Genomic DNA, 20597 nt, shown 5'->3' with positions numbered 1-20597 from the left:
ATTTTACACTGATATATATATTTACTACTGCAATTAGATATTGTAATTTCTATCATTGTTTTTCTCGTTTAGATATTTATCTTAAGAAATAAAATGCTATATATACTTTAATTTTAGCAATTTTTTTAATTTAATTTTAATAATATCACGTCTAATTCTTCTAAATTTTTATAATGAAATATTAATTTCCCACCTAAAGAATAATTTTCTATTGTTACTTTTATACCAAATTTTTCTGATAAAACTTTTACTAATGATTCAAAATCATTATCTGTAGCATTGTCTTTTAAAAAACGCTTTCCTACTTTGTTATTATTGTTAGGAGATTTCGTATATTCATTTTTATACCATTGTCTTACTAGCTCTTCTGTTTGACGTACATTTAAATCATTACTTATAATATGATCGGCCATTACTTCTGCATGTTCATGATTTATTAAACATCGAGCTTGTCCCATGCTTAATATATTCTTATTTACTTTATCTTGAATAGATTGTGGCAAATTATTAAGCCTCAACAAATTAGCTATATGACTACGACTTTTGCCAAGCCTTTCAGCTAATTTTTCTGTCGTATAATTAAAATTTTCTACCAAATATTTAAAGCCACGAGCTTCTTCCATAACTGTTAAATCAGTTCTTTGTATGTTCTCAATTAATGCTATTTCCATACTCTCTCTAGCATCTAAATTCTTTATAATTACTGGTATCTCTAAAACTTTTGCTAATTTACATGCACGCCAGCGTCGCTCTCCTGCTATAATTTGGAAATTATTATCAACGATAATAGGCTGTAATAAACCATTATTCAATATAGAATCTGCTAATTCTTTTATTTTATCATATTCAAAGTTTTTTCTAGGCTGATTCTCATTCGGCCTTATTTTATCAATATTTATTATTTGTATTATTTCTGATTCTATAGAAATAACTTCTTCCCCAAGTAATGAAGATAACCCTCTTCCTAGTCCTTTATTTTTCGCCATATCTTTCTAAGATTTCTTTTGTAAGTTCTATATATGCAACTGCTCCTGAACATTTATAATCATATATAATAGCCGGTTTTCCGTATGAAGGTGCTTCAGATAATTTAATATTTCTTGGGATAACGGTTTTAAATACTAATTCTCCTAAGCATTTTCTAACATCATCTTCTACTTGTTCAGTTAAACGATTACGCTTATCATACATTGTAAATAATATACCTGCAATCTTTATCTTAGGATTTAATTTTTTCTCTACAATTTTAATTGTTTTTAGCAAGTGACTTAATCCTTCTAATGAATAAAAATCACATTGCATTGGAATCAACACTTCATCGCTTGCAACTAAAGCGTTTACTGTTAATAAATTTAATGAAGGAGGGCAATCAATAATTATATAATCATATAATATCTTTATTTCTTCCAATAGCTTCATTAAAATATATTCTCGGTCCTTTAATTTTGTTAAATCTAATTCAGCCGCAGATAGATTAGTGTTTGAAGTAATTATTTCTAAATTTGGTATGTCTGTAGAAATTATTGCATCTTTCAATTTTATTAAATTTGTTAATACTTGATATATAGTATTTTTGCGTTGTTGCTGGCTAATTCCAAAACCGGTACTACTATTCCCTTGAGGATCAAGATCTATAACTAAAATTTTTTTATTTACAGCAGCAAAAGCTGTAGCTAAATTTACAGTAGTTGTAGTTTTAGCTACCCCTCCTTTTTGATTAACAATAGCAATTACTTTCATATAATTTTTGTTAAATTACTAACTTCTAGAATTTTCCCTTCTTCACAAGTAATACTTTGATGTATTAAATAATCAAATAACCATATCTCTTTAGCTTCTACTATTTCTGTTAAATAATTTTTTCCTTTTAATAATAAAAATTTTTCTTGTACTGAAATATTTTTTATACAATTAAATATTGTATTTAATTTAGAGAAAGCTCTACAAGTCAATATACTACAATCTATTTCTACTTTTTCTATTCTTTGATTGATTATTTGTATGTTATTATTTGATATCTTTGATGCTTTTTCTAAAAATATACATTTACGTAAATCAGCTTCTATTAAACTTACTTTTGCTACCCCTGCTATAGATAATACTATACCGGGAAAACCGGCCCCACTTCCTATATCAACCAGGTGTATTTCTTTATTATCAATATATTGCATTAATTGTAATGAGTCTAATATATGACGTTGCCAAAAATTATGTATAGTATTATCCGATACAAGATTGATTGATTTATTCCATTTTTTAACTAATCTTTGAAAAATTTCTAACTTTTCAATTATTTCACGTGGAACTTCCATCACTATATTTAGTTTTTAAATAAATTATAATAGCCGTAATTGCTGCAGGTGTAATCCCTGAAATTCGACGTGCTACACCAATAGTAGTAGGTTTATGGGAAGAAAGTTTTTCCTGTATCTCTAATGATATACTTGGTATTTTAAAATAGTCAATATTTTTAGGTATTAACTGCACCTCTTCACTTTGAAATAAATTAATATCTGCGTGTTGTCTAGTTAAATATGAAGCATATTTTGCTTCAATATAGAGTAATTGCAAAATATTATTATTTTGCGTTTCTTTAAGCATAGGAAAAATTTTAATAGCTTGTTCAACATTAAAACTAGGTATTTTAAATAAGTCTAATACTGTTTTATGTGTACCATCCTGTGCAACCTGTATACCCATTTTAGCAAGTTTACTAGTAGTTAAAGACAAGGTATTTAATAATGATTTTGTTTTTTCTATATCTTCACATTTTTTTGTAAATATTTTTTTACGTTTTTCTGATACAACACCAATGTTTATACCTAATTCCGTTAAACGTAAATCAGCGTTATCTGCTCTTAAAGATAATCTATATTCTGAGCGAGAAGTAAACATACGATAAGGTTCTATAGTACAAAATGTTGTTAAATCGTCAATCATTACTCCAATATAACTGTTTGCTCTTGTTAACATAAACGGTGCTTGATCTTTTACTGCTAAAGCAGCATTTATACCGGCTATTATACCTTGCCCTGCGGCTTCCTCATATCCTGTAGTACCGTTAATTTGCCCGGCAAAATACAATCCAGCTATTTTTTTTGTCTCTAGCGTAACACTTATTTCACGTGGATCAACATAATCATATTCTATAGCATAGCCTGGACGTAAAACCTTTACATTTTCTAATCCTGGTATTGTTTTGATTAATTTATGTTGTACATCTTCAGGCAAAGAAGTAGAAATACCGTTTGGATAAATCGTATAATCATCTAGCCCTTCAGGTTCTAAAAATATACGATGTTCTGATTTTGTACTAAATCTGACTATTTTATCTTCAATAGAAGGACAATATCGCGGTCCTATTCCTTCTATCTGCCCTGAATACATTGCGGATTTATTAAGGTTCTCACGTATAATATCATGAGTTTCTGAGGTTGTTTTTGTAATAAAACAATTTATCTGAGGAACATTGACAACACTTGTTAATTCAGAAAAAGGACGAGGAGTTTTATCACCTGGCTGTAAAACTGTTTTTCTATAATCAATAGTACGACCGTCAATTCTAGGCGGTGTACCTGTTTTTAAACGGGCAATCTTAAATCCTACTTTTTTTAATGTATTTGATAATCCATACGAAGGCTCTTCATCTACTCTACCGGCAGGAATTTTTTTTTGTCCAATATGAATAAGACCTGATAGAAAAGTACCCGCAGTTAATATAATTTTTTGACAAGGAATTTTGCTATCGTTATTTAAAATAACCGCTTCAACTTTAGAAGATTTAATTTCTATATCTTCCACTTTTCCATATAGTATATCTAGATTAGGGTAATTTGTTAATATTTGATACATCGCTTTTTTATAAAGCTTTCGATCAGCTTGAGCTCTAGGTCCCCAAACTGCCGGTCCTCTAGTCTCATTCAGCATTTTATAATGTATACCGGCTTGATCTATAACATAACCCATTAACCCATCAAGGGCGTCGATTTCTTTAACTAATGTACCTTTTGCAATTCCACCAATTGCTGGATTGCAAGACATTTCGCCTAAATTTTCCGGTTTTAACGTAATTAAGAGAGTAGAAGCTCCAAGACGTGCAGAAGCGGCTGCTGCTTCTACGCCTGCATGTCCACCGCCTATAACTATTACGTCATATTTTAGCATTAATTATTCTATAATTTCAGATTTGTTAAAGAAAAATTCGATTTCTCTTTTCGCACTGTTTTCACTATCTGAACCATGAATACTATTAGCCTCAATTGATTCGCCTAAATCTTTTCTAATAGTTCCTGCTTCAGCTTCAGCAGGATTAGTTGCACCCATAATGGTACGGTTTAAAATTATAGCATCTTCCCCCTTAAGAACTTGAAGTACTACCGCTCCTGAAGTAATATATTCAACTAAGCTATTAAAAAACGGTCTTGCTCTATGTTCATCGTAGAAACACTCAGCTTCATATTTAGTTAAAAATTTCATTTTCTGAGCTACTATCTTTAAGCCTGCATTTTCCAAATAAGTATTAACTTGTCCTATTTTATTCCTCTTGATAGCATCAGGCTTAATCATTGAAAAAGTATATTGTATTGTCATTTTGTAACCTATTTGATATAATTGTTAAATTTATTTTTTAGCTGAACGATTCCATGTTAAAGCAAATAACCCTCCTCCTAAAAGAGCAGAAATACTGAAAAATATAAATACCCCATTCCAACCGTAATTATCGCTAATCCATCCTACGCCGACTCCCGCAATAGCCGCTCCTAAATAACCAAATAACCCTGATAATCCATTAGCCGTACCGACAGCCTGACGAGTACTAAAATCAGCAGCTGCTATACCTACAAGAAGCTGAGGTCCTGAAACAAAAAAGCCTATTAAAGAAAGAATTACTATACTTAATAATTCACTTTGAATAGGAATTTTCCAAAACAAGACTAACAATAAGCTAAGCAATACCATACATATGGATGCAACAGGACCTCGACGACCTTGAAATAGTTTATCAGATAAAACACCTGCTATTAATGCCCCTGGGATACCTATCATTTCATATAAACCGATTTGTAAGCCTGCATTTGCAAGGCTTATATTACGTAAATCTTTTAAAAATGTTGGAGCCCAATAAATTACTCCGGAACGTATTATATAAACAAACATGTTTGCTAAACAAACATACCATATTAGCTTATTACAAAAGACCATTTTAAGTAATTGAGGAGTTAATAGCTTCTCATAATCCCCTATAGCTTCAGGCGGATATTCTTTATATTCCTCTACGGTAGATAAGCCTACTTCTTTTGGAGAATTACGAAGCCTATTATATAAAAAAAGCGATACTACACAAGCAACTACACCGGGAACGAAAAAAGCAGCTCTCCAATCAAATTTATCGATTAAATAACCGCAGCTTATCATAGCAAGGGCACCACCTATTTGATTAGAAGTTGCACCCATAGCCCATTTAGTTCCAAGTTCTTTTGAAGCGAACCAGTGAGTAAGCATTTTTGTTGCAGGAGGCCAACCCATAGATTGAAACCAGTTACTGGCTATCCATAAAATTCCTATAAGCCATAAAGAATCTGCAAAACCTATTAGAATAGTAATGACCCCGACAAATAAAAGACCCAAAACCATAAATATCCGAGCATTAACTTTATCGCTAATAAACCCGTTACAAACTTTACTAACTCCATACATAATAGATGAAGCAGTTAATATCCAACCGATTTGTGTTTTAGTAACTCCAAAATATTCTCTTATAGCAGGTGTTGCTATATTAAAATTCTGACGACAAAAATAAAAAGTCGCATAACCTATAATAATAGAATACAAAATCCTTATTCGCCAACTATTATATTTTTTTACATATGGCGATCTTGGAGTTTTAATTTTGGGTTTTGTATCTGTCATATTATAAACTCTCCGACTATAAAAAAAGCAAGTTTCTAAGAAACTTGCTTTTTTATTTTAACAAACTCTATTTTTCAGTTTTATTTACCAAAACTTGATACTCTTTATTTAAACCTTTAACGGCATATATCCATAATATTACTATTACAAAGAATATAGAAGCAAAATATGGTGTTGCCTCAACAAAACCGAATGCAGGAAATAAAATAAAGAATGTGGATTGAATAATAGCACCACCCGATTTACCGAATCTTCCTCCGATAACTTCAACAGCAGCTTGCCCTTTTACTCGTAAATCCTTATCAAGCGGAATATACGCCATGTTTTTAGTGGCATCAAATAAAGAATATTTTACACCTTTACTTAAAACATTTTGAATCATACCGATCATAACAGCAAGTGCTAAAGGACCTGAAGCAAGAATACCTGTTAAATGCATAGCAATAACACTATCAAAAAATATAAATGCAAAAAATGCTGCACCGGTAATTAACATCATTAATGGAGTTATCATAGCTGCAGTTAGCCATGATACTTTTCTTAAAATATTACTACCTATAAGCATGAAAGCAATTGCAACCCAACCCTGATAAAATTGGAACTTACCCATATATATAGTATAAGCCTCTTTCGTCGGATACAATTCTTTTACTTTGGATTTCCAAACGCCTTCAACTAAGTTTACTGAAACACCGTAAGCAATAATTAACAATGCAATATAACCTACATACTTAGAGGTAAAGATCATTTTAAAACTGTCTATTAATGACATTTTAGCTTTAGCTTTCTTTTCTTTTACTAATGCCGGATCATAAAGTCTAGGATCGGTTAGAACATTTTTATTCATCCATCTATATGTTAATATTACCAAAAAGCTACTTGTTATCATTATAACAAATAAAGGCACAAATTTTAGATGTTCTGCAACTATTTGAGTTTTTTCATGTAAGAAATATCCAATAATCACGGATGTTACAGGCAATGCTAAATTAGCAAGTAAACCAAACATTGAGTAAAAACGTTTAGCTTCATCGGTTTTAGTAATTTGGTTAGCAAACTGCCAAAATAATAAACTAAGCATCATTGTTCCCCAAAGCTCTGCCATAGTATAAAAAGATGCAAAGCTCCATTTTCCAACTATTCTTATAAACCATTTAAAATTAGGGTAAGCTAAACTTAAAGATTCTATGGCTTCAGGATCAGGATGAACTAAATCAGGGTAGGGGTAAAGAACAAACGCAAATAACGCAAAATACCCTAAGAAAAATGAAGTAATAACATAAAATACGTTTTCTTGCTTTAAAATATCGCAGAGCTTAACATAAATTACCATAGCAATTACGGCAGAAGGTAGTACTATGTATGTTTTTAAGAAACTTATTGCTTCTGCCCCTATATCCGTTACTACAAATCCGTCTTTAATTGAACGAAGCGTTGAGTAGTTTAATAAAATACAGAACATCATAAACGCCATAGGAAGAAACTTCTTATTTTCATATCTTTCTATAGGCCAAATTACCTTTCTTAGTTCCGAGAGATAATTGTCACTTTTGGGAGTACTCATAAATTAAATTTTTCTATTTATTTTGAAGATAAATATTATACTAGAATATGTTAGAAAAGTCAAACCTATTGATTTTTTCTCAAAGGAAATTAAATAAAATGTATTAACTCTGAGATGTATAAAAGAAATATGACAATTTATTTACTTGATTTCAATTTCTATCTATAATTTTCTATTTATAAATTATTATAATAAAATATATGTCCAAATTAAAAATAGCTCTATTATTAACTGCTATAATTTTCATAACAGGTTGTAAAAGTAATATGAAAAATGAAAACAATATTTCATTACCGCAATATGTAACCTTAAACTTAGAGACTCTAAATAATTCTGAGGCTAAAACTATTAGAATAAAGGCAAAAACGTTAAACTTCCCTTTATCCGCAGAAGACTTACGTGATGTATCTATATTAGAGAAAAAATATGATCAAGAAGAAAATTGTGCAGGGCTTGCCGCACCGCAAATAGGTATCTCAAAAATGTATAATAATATTTGCAGTACATGAAAATGAAGAGTTAAAAAAATGGCGTCCTGACCTTAAGGATACAATGCCTAAAACTATATGGATTAATCCCTCATATAAACCGATAGGTATTGATAAACATGAAGATTACGAAGGATGCTTTTCTGTTGAAAATGCTACAGGTCCAGTTGCAAGATTCAAAAAGATTCATTATCACGCATATGATATAAATGGAAATCAAATCCAAGGCATCGCAGAAGGATTTTTAGCAAGAGTTATCCAGCATGAAATCGATCATCTAAACAGAAAAGTATTTTTAGATTATGTAGCTCCCGAAAAAATAATGACAAAAAAATATTTAGAAAAACGTAAAAAAGCTATGGAGCAGGAAAATATAAAATCTTAGAGCCCTCCAAATCTCAAATATCATTCTAGCTAAAATTTTAGTATGTCATTCCTAACTAAAAGCTGCATTGTTGTATGAAACGATGTCACTGCCGCAAAAGCGGGAATCTAAAAAAAAGCAAAACTATTCGAGCTTTTAATATAAAAAATTAAATATATTTGTATCTTTTAGTTACTGGATTCCTGCCTTCGCAGGCAAGTATTGTTGCGTGGACCGGTAAAACCCACTGTGTCACCTAGTTCGCTTGACCACGGGGTCCATAAAAACAATAAAAAATACTAATAATTTTAGCTTTAACTAGATCCCGTGGTCAAGCCACGGGATGACAGAGGTGAAATTGATCCACGCAAGCAATGCCTAGCAGGAATGATATCATTCCATGCTAAGGCAGCATAAATTCGTCTATATTATTTGGTATAATAACTATTGCATCGGATACGGGACGTATTGTATGTTCGCCTAAAGCTTTATATCTTCATCTCCTGTAACATTATTTATAATTTTCCCGTCCATAAATAGCGTGGAAGAACCGCCGCCGTCTAGATTAATTGCTGATTCACATCCAAGACTTAACATATAATCAGCAAGTTCTGTTTTAGTTAATCCTATCACAGTATCATTTACAAGGTGTTTTTCTAGAATCTTTAAAGCTTCGGGTAGCGTTAATTTCTCAAAAGTTACTCCTTTCTCTTTCCGTAATATTGTTCTTACTTGCACAAGCTTAAGGTCTTTTACATGCTGCTTATAAATATGCTCGGCTACAACTACAACTATGATACCGTCATTACGCACTCCCAAAGCAGTACGTGCATGAGCCGAATCATTTTGCTTTATATTATCTACAATATTTTTACCGTTTTGAACTAATACAGGAATGCCTGTTACTACTGAAGCAGTTTTGCTTAAATTTATAGACTTACCGTCTTTATCAATAAATTCTAAATTCAGCTTCACAGCATCATTTATATTTACTATCGGCAAGCTTACTTCTTTTGGGAAAGATAATACAAAACCTTTTTGCGGAATTTGATTATCACCATGATTGCTTATGTCCATAATAATCAAGTTCTGATCAATCAAGATTTCTTTGTTAGTATACGGCGTTAATGTAGTAGATGCCCACACATCATTATAGAAGGTAATATCTTTTGGATTTGAAAAATAATTAACTTGATTTGGAATAATCGATTTATCGCCTATATCTACAGAAATTTTTGCACTAGCCTTGGTAATTTGAATATTATTTTGATCTATGATTAACAAACTTTGTAGTTGTTTTCTAAGACTAAATAGCTTGCCATCAACCATTAAGGTAAGGCTAGGTCTACCGTCATCGCTACCTGCAATCTCAAAGAATCCAGCATTAATAGCAGCAACTGCATTAGTGCGGCGTGCTATAGCGTCTACTGTTTCTCTGCCTATAACCTGATTATGAGCTTTAACTAGTTTTAACTCAAAATTCTTAGGATCAATAGTTAATACATGGATAATATGCTTATCTTTTTCATAACGACTATACGTTAAGCCTGTATGTTCCTTTGCATATATTTTAAAACTGATTATTAAAATCACGAATAAGTAAACTAATCTAATCAATTGTTTTACTTTTTTTTACAATAAAATTTAACCATAATGCTTCTTTACTTGGAGAGAATCTCTTACTCTTTTCCGTCCATATTTTAACTACCTCAAAAAGCCCGTTAAAATAAGGTTTTATTGTATCTTTATTCATATTGTAAAAATCGCGAGCATCACGTTGTATAATATCTGAACCATATCCGTAAGAAGCATAAAAAATTCCTTCTGGCTTTAATGCAGCGTGAACTTTTTTATAAACATTGGTTGTTTCATTATAAGGTACATGAAGGAGAGTTGCTTGAGCCCAAACACCATCAAACGACTTCTTAAAATCGATATCTTGAAAAGTTGAGTGTAATACATTTATTCCAGTTTCTTTTGTAGCTAATTTAACCATTTCGGTTGAACCGTCAAAAGCAGTAACTTGATATCTTTGACTTAAAAAATATTTTGTATCACGACCGACTCCGCAACCGGCATCTAGAATATGAGCTTTATTCGGCAAATAGCTAATAAATTCTTTATAATTATCAGATAAATCTGCATTGATTGTTCTGTTATAAAACTCTTGAGCATTATTATTATAATATTGTATATTTTTCATAATTTTATATTTATTCCCAACTATTAGTATATTTATACTCACCAAACAATAAAATACAAATAATTTCTATTATATCTTTTCATTGACTATTAGACTTAAAAATGGTCTACTTATTAAGAAGTTTTTGCGTAGATACCGTAGTCATCATTGCGTACAAGCATAGGCGTGGTTCTTATGTCATTCCCGCGAAAGCGGGAATCCAGCGTAAAGCGAGATAAATCGAGCTTTTAATTTTAAAAATTTGCTATATTTATGCTTTTTTTTCTGGATTCCCGCTTTCGCGGGAATGACATAGGTACCCACACAACAATAACACTTATTAAGAATAAGGCTTAAGGTTTATATGATAAAAAAAATAATATTTGGAATAGCTATTTTACTTAGTACAAGCTGCTTTGCCAATAGTACAACTTCTGACGACTCAAAAAAATATGCAGCAAAAACCAACGACGCTACAACACAAAAAATTATAGATGATTTTTCTGCTTATGCCGGTACTATAAAACCGGAAGTACGCAAGGAAATACAAGAATATAGAGTAGAAATAGTCAATATTAATAAGAAGAAACGTGAACTATATAACAGCCTTTCCAAAGAGGCTCAAAATTTTTTAGCAGAGCAGCAAAAATATAAACAAAAACTATCCATCTCTAAACTACCTACAGAAGACAACTCTCCAAATAATACTGCTAATTCTAAAGATAATAAGGATACAGATACAAAATAAATTATTTTTCTCAGCCGTTATTGTGCGGGTCAAAAATCGTCATTGCGAACAGCCGTAGGCTGTGCGGCAATCTCATAAAATAATAACAAGCTCCTGAGATTGCTTCGTCAATTGCTACGCAACTTCCTCGCAATGACAGTAAACCTATCCCTACAACAACTACGCTTTTAGCTAGGTATTTCATAAATCTGCTCTACTACACCATCAAGACCCATTAAAAAAGTATAAACTTTTAATTGGGGGAATTTTTCTTTTATTATATCACGGGCCTTGTTTAAAATTTCTGCATGTGCTGCCGTTTCTTTTTCCTTGGTATTTAGCTGTTCCTGACCTATAAGTATTTTATAAGCTCCACATTCTCTATGATCAAGAAAAACAATTTGTTTGATATTATGTAATTCTTGTAAAATCTCGATAGTATCTTCTATTGTTTTTCCCCAATAAGTATATTCGTCGTTAACGAGGGCAAGCGATGCACCGGGCAGTGATACTTTATCAAAATTATCTTCTAACCCTAATTGCTTCATTAATTTATCTGTTTCATCTATTAATCTAAAATCTACACAACTAATTAAAAGAGTAGAAGCTTCATTTAATGTTTTTAAATGTTCATTACTTACTTCTACCTTTACAACTTTCTTATTGGCAATTATATCATTGTTAGCAGCGTAAAGATTTAAACTAGACACCATAATAAACCCTAAAATTATATATTTTACATATATCATAAAATTCTCCTATTTAAAAATATTTCTTACATGCTTTAAAATAAGAATAACCTGTAATGATTGTTAAAAAAGCGGCAATCCATAAAATTATTTCCCCTACTATATCTAAATAAATAATTCCTGAACCTTTGGAGCCTAGTATCAATATCGATAAAGCAAACATTTGTAAAAACGTTTTTACCTTAGCGAGTCTCGATACAGGCACACTAACCTTTACTAAAGCTAAAAATTCCCGAAGACCGCTAACTAAAAATTCTCGTACTAAAATTAATAGACAAGGTATCTCATCTACGTTATCTTTTTTTAGTAGCATTATAATAACGCAACCTACTAGTAGCTTATCTGCTATAGGGTCAAACATCTTGCCAAAGCTCGTAACTAAATTATATTTTCTTGCAATATAACCGTCAAAAAAATCCGTAATACTAGCTAAAACAAATAATAATGCCCCAAGTTTACGTGCAAGTGAATTATTTATATAAAATGCCAGTATAATAACCGGAATTACCATTATTCGAGCAATAGTTAGATAATTAGGTAAATTTTTATCTATTCTCATTAATTAATTAAATTTATTAATATAATATTGTTGAATTATGGATAGAATATTATTCCAAGACCAATATATTAAAAGTCCCACAGGAAAACTACTAAACATAAATAAAAAAATTAGCGGCATAAATTTCATTACTTGAGCTTGCATCGGATCGGCAGGTTCAGGACTCATTTTTTGCTGTAAGAACATAGTAATAGCCATTAAAATAGGCCATGCTCCAATCATTAAAAATGACGGCGGCGAGAACGGTAATAAGCCGAATAAATTAAAAATAGTAGTAGGGTCAGGTGCGGATAAATCTTTAATCCAACCGTAAAACGGTGCTTGCCGCATTTCAATAGTTACATACAATACTTTATAGATAGAGAAAAATACCGGAATTTGAACAAGTATAGGCAAACAACCCGCTACCGGATTTACTTTTTCTTTTTTATATAAAGCCATTATTTCTTGATTTAAACGTGCTTTATCATCACTGTATAAATTTTTTATCCTATCGATTTCCGGCTGTAAATTTTTCATTTTTTTCATCGAACGATAAGACTTATTGGCTAAAGTAAACATTAATAGCTTAATTATAACCGTAACAATTAATATACTAACACCGAAATTACCGACATAGCCATAGAAAAAATTCATGGCGTAGAAAACCGGTTTGGTAATTATATAAAACCAGCCGAAATCAATAGCTCTATCAAATAATTTAATATCATATTGCTTTTCATATTTATCAAGCAAATCTACTTTTTTTGCTCCTGCAAAAATTCTGCTTTTAATGGAAAAATTTTCGCCGGGCTTTATTATTTGTACCGGTGAAATAAAATCTACCTGATATCTTTCAGTCCCTTGCTTAAGAGCATAATTAAAATTCGAGCTGTAATTACTTGATTTATCCGGAATCAAGGAAGATAACCAATATTTATCGGTAATTCCTATCCAGTCAACCTTACTTGCTGCAAATTTTTCACTTTTCTTATCTTTAATATCATCATACGAATATTCTTTAAGATTCTCGTCTATACACCCGATAGGTCCTTGATGTAATATATTCACTGCTTTCTCTACAGCAATATATTTACGGTTTATTAAACCGTAAGATTGCACAGGAAGTTCTTTATCACTATTATTAACAATGGTTTGTTCTATAGTAAATAAATAGTTTTCATCGACAGTAATAGTAACTAAAAATTTAACTCCGTCTTCATTAACCCAAAATAAATTAACAGGTTTTTCAGGGCTTAATATTTCACTATCACTATTCCATATAGTATCGTTGTTAGGGAGTTTTACACTAGATAAATTACTAACTAAACCAATTTCAGCAAAATATGCATTTTCTGTATTAGCCGGTGAAAATAATCTCACTTCAGGACTATTGTTAGATAAATCTTGCTTATATTTCTTTAATATTAAATCGTCAAATCTAAGTCCTTTTAATGAAATAGAACCGGTGAGTGATTCAGATTCTATTTTAATACGCTGTACTTGACTTTCTTCTTGAACAACAATATCAGTTGCAGGTTTTACTAAAGCTTTTAACTGTTGTTTCTTTAAATTTTCTGCTTTCTGCACTGCTATTTGCTGTTGCTGTTTTTTTTGTTCAGGTTTTACAACAAAATATTGCCAACCGAAAATTATACTTAAAGACAGTATAATAGTGGCTATTAAATTAATTATATTATTATTCATTCCTAGGTCTTAAATTTTCATATTTTTAAAGCTTTAAGTTTTAAAGCATTTAGAGAAAATAATCAAGTAGTATATATACTTCTTTTCTTTCAAAAGTATTGAATATCCAAGATGAAGGGCGGCTTCCATCTTGGATACAAATTTAACTTCAGATATATTATACCACTCCTACATTCTGAAATATTTTTAATTTAAATTCAGGAAGTATAGAAATTAAATGTTCAGAAATATTATCTTGTATATTTTCATAACCTATTAAATTCACTTCTTTAACAAATATATATATTTCTATAGGCAACCCATTAATCGTAGGTTCAAGCTGTCTTACTAGAAAAGTAAATCCTTCGGTATAAACTGCTGGATTATTTTTTAGATATTCCTGAATATATAATTTGAATAGTTTAATGTTGGTTAAATCTTTCTCTTCTTTATCAAGAGTTATTTTATCTATTACATCCTTTGATATATAAGGAGATTTTTTTAGTTCTTTTAAAATAGTAGCATCACAGAAGTTAATAGTTGCCATATTAATATTAAATACTCTCTTTACCCTTCTTGCTCCTGATTCACTAATTCCTCTATAATTAGTTACGTTAGAATTTAAAATACTGTAAGTAGGAACTGTAGAAATAGATTGGTCAAAATTCCTAATTGTTACTACGGAAATAGTAATTTTTTCAACTGTTCCTTCAATTTCGCCTATACGTACCCAGTCTCCAATATTAATAATTTCTTGAGTAGTTAGTTGCAAGCTTGCAAGTAACCCTAAAACGGTATCTTTGAAAACAAATGTTAAAAGAGCTGCGGCTGCACCTAAACTTGTTAAGAATGTACTAAGCGAAATATTTAATATATATGAAATAGTTACCATTGCTGCAATAACTATGACAATAATTTTTAATATTTGAAAATATAAGCTAAGCGGTGCATTTTTTGTAACGGCCTTGATCCTATTGTTATACAAATCTGCAAAAGCATTTATAAGCGTTAATAATAACATCGTCACAGATATACTAGTATATAAGATTACTATAGTATCTTTGATTCCTAGTAATACATGTGCTTTAAAAGAAGTAGGATGAAAAACATTTCCCCAACCTATAAAGTAAAGTGCTAATAAAGTGTGTAATAAATAACGAAATATAGGATATTTTTTTAGTATCCTTTCATAATCATCATAATGATGTCTAGTTAAATAATTTTTTACAGGAATAAAAATTAATCTTTTAATTAGAAATATCACCGGTATAAGAGATACTAACATAACAAACAATAATACTAACTCAGTACTTGAGGTATGATATAGATCCATTAAATATTGCATATTTTACCTATCATTATTATTATAAAATATAAATCTTTTTTATTATTACTAAAAATTTTATTTTTTCAATAATTTTAACTCAAAAGAATTTGGTATTGCTAACCAAATATAGATACTGTTATTGCGAAGCCACGAAGTGACTGTGGCAATCCATAAAAATAATAAAAAACCGGATTGCTTCGTCAATTACTTACGTAATTTTCCGTAACTCAGACGTTAAATGAATTAAATAACTTATTATGACATTTCCTAATATCAATCCAATTATTTTCTCTATAGGTCCACTTGCTGTCTCTTGGTATTCTCTTTCATATGTAGTAGGAATTTTGCTAGGTTGGTTCTATGCAAACAAAATTATAGAAAAATTTAAGCCTCAAATTACTAAAAAAAATCTAGAAGATTTCATTACTTATGCCGTTATAGGCATAATAGTCGGAGGCAGACTAGGATTTGTTTTATTATATAACCCTTCTAGATATTTTTCACATCCAATAGATATCTTAAAAACTTATGAAGGCGGGATGTCTTTCCATGGCGGAGCTTTAGGGGTGATTATTGCTGCTTATTTGTTTTGTCGAAAATATAAAGTTAATTTTTTAAGTCTCACAGATATAATAGCCCCTGTAGTACCTATCGGATTATTTTTAGGTAGAATCGCTAATTTTATTAACGGTGAACTATACGGACGTATTACAAATTCTTCTTTTGGTATGATTTTTCCTAATAGTGATTTACAGCCCCGTCATCCTAGTCAGTTATATGAAGCTTTTTTTGAAGGTTTAGTATTATTTTGTATCTTAGCGTATGCAACATTTAGGCACAAAACTCTTAAAAAGTGCGGTTTAAACTCAGGAATATTTTTAATATTTTACGCTCTTTTCCGAATCACTATTGAAATATTTAGAGAACCAGACATACAAATCGGGTTTATTTTAGATAGCTTAACTATGGGACAAATCTTATCTGTACCTATGTTACTTTTAGGAAGTTATTTAATATGTCAATCGAATCCAAAATAAGACAATCAATTGAACAAAACGGCTATATTACTTGCGATGTTCTCATGCAGGAAGTATTACAATCAAATCCTACTTCCTATTATAAGCAAGTAAAATCATTGGCTAGCGAAGGGGATTTTGTTACGGCTCCTGAAATTTCGCAGCTATTCGGTGAAATTATCGGCTTATGGTGTATCAAGGAGTGGCAAAGAATCGGTTGCCCAAAAAGTCTTAGTTTGGTTGAGTTTGGTCCTGGTCGAGGTCTATTAATGCGTGATTTACTACGCACTGCAAAATTAGTACCGGAATTTTACAAAGCTTTATCAATTGAACTAATAGAAATTAATCAAAATTTTATTGCTCATCAAAAGGCTAATTTACAAGATATTAATTTACCGATTAGCCATCGATCATTTGTAGAAGATATACCCAAAAAACCTACTATAATAATAGCTAATGAATTCTTTGATGCTATGCCGATAAAGCAATATATTAAAGTCAAGGAATTATGGTATGAAAGAATATTTGTAGTGCAACCAGTAGACGGCAGAATTAAATACGATAAAATAAGCGTTAATAAGCAATTACAAGAATATTTGCTGCGTACTCATATTGAAGCAAAAGACGGAGCAGTGCTTGAAGAATCTTATAAATCGATAGAAATTATAAAATTTATAGCACAGCATCTAAAAACACTGAGCGGTAGTTGCTTAATAATAGATTATGGCTATGATATAGCTCCAAATGATAGAACTAGATATCAATATAATCCAACATTACAAGCGGTCAAAAACCATAAATATTGCCCCATCCTTGAAAATCTTGGAGAAGCTGATTTATCGGCACATGTGGATTTTTATACATTAAAAACAGTAGTTAAAAATAGTAAAATAAACGTAATAAATACAATATCGCAACGAGATTTTTTAATAGAAAACGGAATCTTATTAAGCAAACAAACATTACAAGACAAGCTTAGCGAGGAGCAAGCCCAAATAATAGAAAAGCAGGTAGAAAGATTAATATCACCGAAACAAATGGGAACATTATTTAAAGTATTACAAATTATGAATTAATCTATTCAGCATCTCGGTACTTAATCCATAAATTTTGGGATTTTTTAAGCAAATTAACTTTTTCTTGTTCGTCTGAAATATGCTTTAATATTTCTTGATATATTTGATTTAGTTTCTTATCAACTTTCTTATATTCTTCGCCGGCACAATAATTCATGTCACCTTGTGTCATGGCATTATTACTTTTAAAAATAATTAATTAAGAATCATACGCCATGACGTTCTGCAATTAAACTTTTTATTTTACCGATAGCTTTAGCAGGATTTAAGCCTTTCGGGCAGGTCTTAGTACAGTTCATAATCGTATGGCAACGATAAAGCTTGAACGGATCTTCTAAATCTTCAAGACGTTCGCCGGTATGATCATCCCTTGAATCGGCAATCCATCGATAAGCCTGCAATAAAATCGCAGGACCCAAATATTTATCACCGTTCCACCAATAGCTAGGACAGGAAGTAGAACAGCAAGCACATAATATGCACTCATATAAACCGTCAAGCTTTTCTCGGTCTTTAATCGACTGTAATCTTTCAGAGTTTGAAGGGGTAGGGCTATCGGTTTTGAGCCAAGGTTCTATAGATTCGTATTGTGCATAAAAATGCGACATATCAGGTACTAAGTCTTTCACTACTTTCATATGAGGAAGGGGATAGATTTTGATATCGCCTGATATCTCTTCTATCGGTTTTATGCATGCTAAAGTATTTGTACCGTCAATATTCATGGAACAACTACCGCAAATTCCCTCTCGACAAGAACGCCTGAACGTTAGAGTCGAATCGATTTCGTTTTTGATTTTAATTAAAGCATCTAAAACCATTGGTCCGGTTTTGCTTAAATCTATCTCAAAACTATCGATAGTAGGATTCTCATCAAGATCAGGGTCATACCTATAAATTTTTACCTTTCTAGGTTTAAGCATTTCCTCTTGTTCTTTATGCTCTTTTCCTTTTTTTACTACTGAATTTGGCGGTAATCTTAACTCTGCCATTTAAGTATTCTCTTTTTTAGCCTTACTTGTTTTTGTTTTCTCAGGTGATTTTTCTTTATCTATTTTTATAGTAGATGAATCATTAAAAGGAAACTTATTTTCCTCTTCTGAATCTAAAGCTCTACCGCTAAGTAAATTTTTAATTTGCTGACCTGATAATGTCTCATACTCAATTAAAGCATTCGCTAAAGTATGAAGTTGATCTATATGTTTTGTTAAAATATCTTTTGCAAATTCATATCCTTGCGTAATAATTCTTTTAACTTCGGCATCAATTAACTCTGCAGTAGCTTCCGAGGTTTCATTACTCGGTTGTCTACCATACATATCATCACTGCTTGAACCATGGAATATCGGTCCTATTAAATCACTTAAACCTGCTTTTGTAACCATCGCTCTTGCAATATTAGTTGCACCTTTTATATCCGATGAAGCTCCTGAGGTAACTTTATTTCTACCGAAAATAATTTCCTCTGCTACTCTTCCCGCCATATAAACTGCTATAGATGATTCCATTTGTTCACGATTCTGAGAATATTCATCAGTTTCAGGAAGTCTTTGCACCATCCCAAGAGCATTACCGCGCGGTATAATCGTAGCCTTATGAATAGGCGATGCTGCAGGACAATACAGCCCTACTAATGCATGTCCACCTTCATGATATGCAGTCAATTTTTTTTCTTTTTCCGACATTGCGATAGAACGACGTGCAACTCCCATCAGCACCTTATCTTTTGCCTCTTCCATGTCGTGCATATCTACTTCTTTCTTACCAAGCCTTGCAGCAATAAGAGCAGCTTCATTAACTAAGTTAGCAAGTTCAGCACCGGAAAAGCCCGGGGTACCACGAGCAATAATTCGTGCTAGTACCGTACTATTATATTTAATTTTCTTTAAATGTACTTTTAGAATTTGCTCACGACCGTTTATATCAGGGTTTGCAACGGCAATTTGACGATCAAACCTACCAGGACGTAGCAATGCACGATCAAGAACATCAGGACGGTTTGTAGCTGCAATGATCACAACTCCCTCATTTGCTTCAAATCCGTCCATTTCAACTAACATTTGGTTTAAGGTTTGCTCACGTTCATCATTGCCGCCGCCCATACCGATACCTCTATGGCGACCTACCGCATCAATTTCATCGATAAAGATAATACAAGGAGCATTACGTTTACCCTGTTCAAACATGTCACGCACACGGCTTGCACCAACACCTACAAACATTTCAACAAAATCAGAGCCGGATATGCTAAAAAACGGAACATTAGCCTCACCTGCAATTGCTTTAGCAAGCAGGGTCTTTCCTGTTCCAGGAGGTCCTATAAGTAAGCAGCCTTTCGGTATTTTACCGCCAAGGTTTTGGAACTTGCTTGGATCTCTTAAAAAATCTACTATTTCAGTTAATTCTTCTTTTGCTTCATCGATACCTGCTACATCTTTAAAGGTAATTTTTGGTCCTTTATCTGATAGCAACCTAGCTTTCGATTTTCCAAACCCCATGGCTTTCCCGCCTCCATGCATTTGACGCATGAAAAAAACCCAAACACCTATCAATAAAAGCATAGGAAACCAAGAAATTAAAAAGCCTAAAAAGGTATTCATTCTTGTTTCAAGAGGCACCACTTCAATATTAACGTCATTACTAGTAAGACGATTTACTAAATCAGGATAATCAGGAGCATAAGTGTTAAAAGTAGAGCCGTCATTTGAAGTGCCTTCAATTACTCTACCTTGAATTTTTACCGAATTAACGGTCTTTTCATCAACTCGTGTTAAAAAATCCGAGAAAGTTATATTATTTCTTCCGCCAAGTAAACCGTCAGATTGGAAAACATTAAAAAGTAATATTACAAAAACAAAAAGTGCTGCCCAAGCTAAAATACTTCTACCTTGATTATTCATCGATATAAAACCTAATAAAAATTTTTATCGGTATTAGAGGCGTTGTTGTATGGATCGTTTTTTTTCATCA

At 31.6% G+C, this 20597-nt stretch carries 20 protein-coding genes and 1 pseudogene; 4 read left to right on the top strand and 17 right to left on the bottom strand.

Translation table 11 applies throughout. The features are described 5' to 3' along the window. Window positions 1-125: 125 nt before the first annotated feature. The 7 genes from BN1174_RS04385 to tlc1 form a co-directional block, all read right to left on the bottom strand. Complete coding sequence (locus BN1174_RS04385; RefSeq protein WP_040256797.1) at window positions 126-986, bottom strand: ParB/RepB/Spo0J family partition protein; 861 nt, start codon at window positions 984-986, stop codon at window positions 126-128. Continuing rightward, window positions 973-1740: a ParA family protein gene (locus BN1174_RS04380; protein WP_040256795.1), complete on the bottom strand. Its 768-nt coding sequence runs from the start codon at window positions 1738-1740 to the stop codon at window positions 973-975. The genes BN1174_RS04385 and BN1174_RS04380 overlap by 14 nt, the downstream gene beginning before the upstream one ends. Beyond that, the gene (gene rsmG / locus BN1174_RS04375) at window positions 1737-2312 is read right to left on the bottom strand and encodes a 16S rRNA (guanine(527)-N(7))-methyltransferase RsmG (protein WP_156138483.1); all 576 of its coding nucleotides are present in this window, start codon (window positions 2310-2312) and stop codon (window positions 1737-1739) included. The genes BN1174_RS04380 and rsmG overlap by 4 nt, the downstream gene beginning before the upstream one ends. Then, the gene (gene mnmG, locus BN1174_RS04370; protein WP_040256791.1) at window positions 2296-4164 is read right to left on the bottom strand and encodes a tRNA uridine-5-carboxymethylaminomethyl(34) synthesis enzyme MnmG; all 1869 of its coding nucleotides are present in this window, start codon (window positions 4162-4164) and stop codon (window positions 2296-2298) included. The genes rsmG and mnmG overlap by 17 nt, the downstream gene beginning before the upstream one ends. A 3-nt stretch (window positions 4165-4167) precedes the next feature. After that, window positions 4168-4590 carry a nucleoside-diphosphate kinase gene (gene ndk, locus BN1174_RS04365; RefSeq protein WP_011270474.1) on the bottom strand — a complete coding sequence of 141 codons (423 nt, stop codon included), beginning with the start codon at window positions 4588-4590 and terminating at the stop codon, window positions 4168-4170. Window positions 4591-4620: 30 nt separating this feature from the next. After that, window positions 4621-5910 (bottom strand): MFS transporter, encoded by a 1290-nt coding sequence (locus BN1174_RS04360; RefSeq protein WP_040256789.1) that lies wholly within the window; start codon window positions 5908-5910, stop codon window positions 4621-4623. 67 nt (window positions 5911-5977) lie between these two features. Beyond that, a complete protein-coding gene (tlc1, locus tag BN1174_RS04355; protein WP_040256787.1) occupies window positions 5978-7474 on the bottom strand; it encodes an ATP/ADP exchange transporter Tlc1 in 1497 nt (498 codons plus the stop codon). Between the two features lie 200 nt (window positions 7475-7674). Between tlc1 and BN1174_RS10840 the strand changes: the two are divergent. Continuing rightward, window positions 7675-8347: pseudogene (locus BN1174_RS10840) on the top strand (peptide deformylase). 459 nt (window positions 8348-8806) lie between these two features. Here the strand turns inward: BN1174_RS10840 and BN1174_RS04340 are convergent. Together BN1174_RS04340 and BN1174_RS04335 are read right to left on the bottom strand one after the other, a co-directional pair. Then, window positions 8807-9943: a phosphodiester glycosidase family protein gene (locus BN1174_RS04340; RefSeq protein ID WP_231555797.1), complete on the bottom strand. Its 1137-nt coding sequence runs from the start codon at window positions 9941-9943 to the stop codon at window positions 8807-8809. Beyond that, complete coding sequence (locus BN1174_RS04335) at window positions 9936-10529, bottom strand: class I SAM-dependent methyltransferase (protein WP_082022289.1); 594 nt, start codon at window positions 10527-10529, stop codon at window positions 9936-9938. Before BN1174_RS04335 ends, BN1174_RS04340 begins: the two co-directional genes overlap by 8 nt. 343 nt (window positions 10530-10872) lie before the next feature. On the opposite strand from BN1174_RS04335, the gene BN1174_RS04330 reads away from it, so the two are divergent. Beyond that, entirely contained in the window at window positions 10873-11256 is a 384-nt protein-coding gene (locus BN1174_RS04330) for a hypothetical protein (protein WP_040256781.1), read from the top strand. 10 nt (window positions 11257-11266) lie between these two features. On the opposite strand, the gene BN1174_RS08855 is transcribed toward BN1174_RS04330, so the two are convergent. The 5 genes from BN1174_RS08855 to BN1174_RS04310 form a co-directional block, all read right to left on the bottom strand. Then, window positions 11267-11440, bottom strand: coding sequence for a hypothetical protein (locus BN1174_RS08855; RefSeq protein WP_231555796.1), 174 nt, complete (start codon window positions 11438-11440; stop codon window positions 11267-11269). Beyond that, the gene (locus BN1174_RS04325) at window positions 11424-11984 is read right to left on the bottom strand and encodes a carbonic anhydrase (protein ID WP_040256779.1); all 561 of its coding nucleotides are present in this window, start codon (window positions 11982-11984) and stop codon (window positions 11424-11426) included. The genes BN1174_RS08855 and BN1174_RS04325 overlap by 17 nt, the downstream gene beginning before the upstream one ends. A 13-nt stretch (window positions 11985-11997) precedes the next feature. Then, the gene (pgsA, locus tag BN1174_RS04320) at window positions 11998-12543 is read right to left on the bottom strand and encodes a CDP-diacylglycerol--glycerol-3-phosphate 3-phosphatidyltransferase (RefSeq protein WP_040256778.1); all 546 of its coding nucleotides are present in this window, start codon (window positions 12541-12543) and stop codon (window positions 11998-12000) included. Between the two features lie 3 nt (window positions 12544-12546). After that, a complete protein-coding gene (gene yidC / locus BN1174_RS04315) occupies window positions 12547-14229 on the bottom strand; it encodes a membrane protein insertase YidC (protein ID WP_040256777.1) in 1683 nt (560 codons plus the stop codon). Window positions 14230-14386: 157 nt separating this feature from the next. Continuing rightward, window positions 14387-15553 (bottom strand): mechanosensitive ion channel family protein, encoded by a 1167-nt coding sequence (locus tag BN1174_RS04310; protein WP_040256776.1) that lies wholly within the window; start codon window positions 15551-15553, stop codon window positions 14387-14389. Between the two features lie 239 nt (window positions 15554-15792). Between BN1174_RS04310 and lgt the strand changes: the two genes are divergently transcribed. Together lgt and BN1174_RS04300 are read left to right on the top strand one after the other, a co-directional pair. Further along, window positions 15793-16572 carry a prolipoprotein diacylglyceryl transferase gene (gene lgt / locus BN1174_RS04305; RefSeq protein ID WP_040256774.1) on the top strand — a complete coding sequence of 260 codons (780 nt, stop codon included), beginning with the start codon at window positions 15793-15795 and terminating at the stop codon, window positions 16570-16572. Then, a complete protein-coding gene (locus tag BN1174_RS04300; protein ID WP_040256772.1) occupies window positions 16551-17627 on the top strand; it encodes a class I SAM-dependent methyltransferase in 1077 nt (358 codons plus the stop codon). The genes lgt and BN1174_RS04300 overlap by 22 nt, the downstream gene beginning before the upstream one ends. Window position 17628: 1 nt before the next feature. On the opposite strand, the gene BN1174_RS08845 is transcribed toward BN1174_RS04300, so the two are convergent. Genes BN1174_RS08845 through ftsH form a run of 3 tightly spaced genes read right to left on the bottom strand, consistent with a single transcriptional unit; the run spans window position 17629 to window position 20527 of the window. Then, on the bottom strand, window positions 17629-17799 hold the full coding sequence (locus tag BN1174_RS08845; protein ID WP_082022288.1) for a lysozyme inhibitor LprI family protein: 171 nt from the start codon (window positions 17797-17799) through the stop codon (window positions 17629-17631). Window positions 17800-17833: 34 nt separating this feature from the next. Further along, a complete protein-coding gene (locus BN1174_RS04295) occupies window positions 17834-18619 on the bottom strand; it encodes a succinate dehydrogenase iron-sulfur subunit (protein ID WP_040256770.1) in 786 nt (261 codons plus the stop codon). Then, the gene (gene ftsH, locus BN1174_RS04290; RefSeq protein ID WP_040256768.1) at window positions 18620-20527 is read right to left on the bottom strand and encodes an ATP-dependent zinc metalloprotease FtsH; all 1908 of its coding nucleotides are present in this window, start codon (window positions 20525-20527) and stop codon (window positions 18620-18622) included. Between the last annotated feature and the right edge of the window lie 70 nt (window positions 20528-20597).

This window comes from Rickettsia hoogstraalii (assembly GCF_000825685.1).
Lineage (GTDB): Bacteria > Pseudomonadota > Alphaproteobacteria > Rickettsiales > Rickettsiaceae > Rickettsia > Rickettsia hoogstraalii.
This window is presented reverse-complemented; position numbering and strand designations above follow the sequence as displayed.

Coding starts and splice junctions, on each gene's coding strand:
- BN1174_RS04295 (WP_040256770.1), bottom strand. CDS start 18,619: ATGGCAGAGTTAAGATTACCGCCAAATTCAGTAGTAAAAAAAGGAAAA.
- yidC (WP_040256777.1), bottom strand. CDS start 14,229: ATGAATAATAATATAATTAATTTAATAGCCACTATTATACTGTCTTTA.
- ndk (WP_011270474.1), bottom strand. CDS start 4,590: ATGACAATACAATATACTTTTTCAATGATTAAGCCTGATGCTATCAAG.
- BN1174_RS04330 (WP_040256781.1), top strand. CDS start 10,873: ATGATAAAAAAAATAATATTTGGAATAGCTATTTTACTTAGTACAAGC.
- BN1174_RS04385 (WP_040256797.1), bottom strand. CDS start 986: ATGGCGAAAAATAAAGGACTAGGAAGAGGGTTATCTTCATTACTTGGG.
- BN1174_RS08845 (WP_082022288.1), bottom strand. CDS start 17,799: ATGACACAAGGTGACATGAATTATTGTGCCGGCGAAGAATATAAGAAA.
- lgt (WP_040256774.1), top strand. CDS start 15,793: ATGACATTTCCTAATATCAATCCAATTATTTTCTCTATAGGTCCACTT.
- BN1174_RS04360 (WP_040256789.1), bottom strand. CDS start 5,910: ATGACAGATACAAAACCCAAAATTAAAACTCCAAGATCGCCATATGTA.
- BN1174_RS04335 (WP_082022289.1), bottom strand. CDS start 10,529: ATGAAAAATATACAATATTATAATAATAATGCTCAAGAGTTTTATAAC.
- tlc1 (WP_040256787.1), bottom strand. CDS start 7,474: ATGAGTACTCCCAAAAGTGACAATTATCTCTCGGAACTAAGAAAGGTA.
- BN1174_RS04325 (WP_040256779.1), bottom strand. CDS start 11,984: ATGATATATGTAAAATATATAATTTTAGGGTTTATTATGGTGTCTAGT.
- ftsH (WP_040256768.1), bottom strand. CDS start 20,527: ATGAATAATCAAGGTAGAAGTATTTTAGCTTGGGCAGCACTTTTTGTT.
- BN1174_RS08855 (WP_231555796.1), bottom strand. CDS start 11,440: ATGAAATACCTAGCTAAAAGCGTAGTTGTTGTAGGGATAGGTTTACTG.
- BN1174_RS04380 (WP_040256795.1), bottom strand. CDS start 1,740: ATGAAAGTAATTGCTATTGTTAATCAAAAAGGAGGGGTAGCTAAAACT.
- rsmG (WP_156138483.1), bottom strand. CDS start 2,312: ATGGAAGTTCCACGTGAAATAATTGAAAAGTTAGAAATTTTTCAAAGA.
- mnmG (WP_040256791.1), bottom strand. CDS start 4,164: ATGCTAAAATATGACGTAATAGTTATAGGCGGTGGACATGCAGGCGTA.
- pgsA (WP_040256778.1), bottom strand. CDS start 12,543: ATGAGAATAGATAAAAATTTACCTAATTATCTAACTATTGCTCGAATA.
- BN1174_RS04300 (WP_040256772.1), top strand. CDS start 16,551: ATGTCAATCGAATCCAAAATAAGACAATCAATTGAACAAAACGGCTAT.
- BN1174_RS04310 (WP_040256776.1), bottom strand. CDS start 15,553: ATGCAATATTTAATGGATCTATATCATACCTCAAGTACTGAGTTAGTA.